The organism is Streptomyces sp. DvalAA-43 (assembly GCF_900091725.1).
GTDB classification, from domain to species: domain Bacteria; phylum Actinomycetota; class Actinomycetes; order Streptomycetales; family Streptomycetaceae; genus Streptomyces; species Streptomyces pulveraceus.
On record NZ_FMBW01000023.1, the window covers coordinates 1 to 1,153 of the forward strand.

Below are 1,153 nucleotides of genomic sequence, written 5' to 3' on the forward strand. Positions count from 1 at the left end.
GAGGAGATGACGAGGCCGGTGGCGAGCTGGGCGAGGCCTTTCCAGGCTTGTCCCATGGCGTCCCAGCCGCCGAAGCCGACGAGGGTGCCCAGGCCCTTGATGGTGCCCCAGATCCCGTCGACGATGAGTCCGTCCCAGACGAACGACTTGACCCAGTGTCCGACCTCGTACCAGTGGTGTTTCTCCTCGACGGGGTCGCCCCAGGGGAGTTTGGCGTTCTTGAGGTCGTCGGCGTTGAATCCGTACTGGTCCTTGCGGTCGGACCCGTCGCCGGCGACCATCTGCGTTCCGCCGAACAGGGCGGTGATCTTGTTGTGGCAGGTGCGTTCGGCGGCCCAGAACGCGGCGACGGTCGCGGTGATGTCGTCGCGGAGCTGGTTGTGCTCCTCGACCTTGTCGCCGTCGTACTCCCAGTCGTCGTCGTCCTTGTTGTCGTTCACGAACTTCGTCGCGTCCGTCTTGAGCTGTTCGAGTTTCGTGACCAGCGGACGGATCTCGCTCGCGTAGTCCGACAGCGACGAGGCGACCTTCTCCAGGTCGTCCGCGAACCCGTCGGCCCGGTCCTGGACCGGTTTCGTCGACGCGAACAGCTGGTCGGCCTCGGGGGCCTTGTAGTAGGCGGACAGGGCCTGGAAGTGGGTGTGGACGGAGGAACCGGTGTCCCGGATGTTTCCCGCGTCCTTGGTCAGGCTCGCGTGGTCCTTCTCCAGCTGGCCGAGATCACCGGTGTACTGCGGAATCGCCTCGGGCTTGATCACCGCGACTGCACCCCCGGCTTCTTCGGGTCCAGGTCCACCGCGCCCAGCGCCTTGCGCTGCGCCTCGGCGGCCATGTCGAGGTCACCGTCCAGGTACGCGGTCGTCGCGTCCACCGCACCCGTCAGCGACTTCCCCGCCCGCGCCGCGATGAACTTCAGATCCGGAGTGGTGTGCTCGGCGAACTGCGACAACGCGAGCGCGACCAGACCACCCACGGCCTCACCGCCCTTGCCACCGCTGTCACCACCACCGCCTTCGGCGGTGATCGTGCCCGCACTCGACGCCGCCGACGTCATGTGATCCCCGTACGACGTCGCATACGTCTGGATCTTCGACGCGACCTCACCCGTCGTCTTCAGCACACCCTGAATACCCTGCGGCTTCAAATCCCAGCC

Annotated in this window: 1 protein-coding gene and 1 pseudogene; both read right to left on the reverse strand. The window is 66.3% G+C overall.

What is annotated here, in order from left to right:
• Positions 1–758 (reverse strand): annotated as a pseudogene (locus GA0115234_RS04725) (protein phosphatase); the annotation flags it as partial.
• A partial coding sequence (locus tag GA0115234_RS04730) for a DUF6507 family protein (RefSeq protein ID WP_237541100.1) occupies positions 755–1,153 on the reverse strand: 399 nt, incomplete at its 5' end. The gene GA0115234_RS04730 and the pseudogene GA0115234_RS04725, both read right to left, overlap by 4 nt.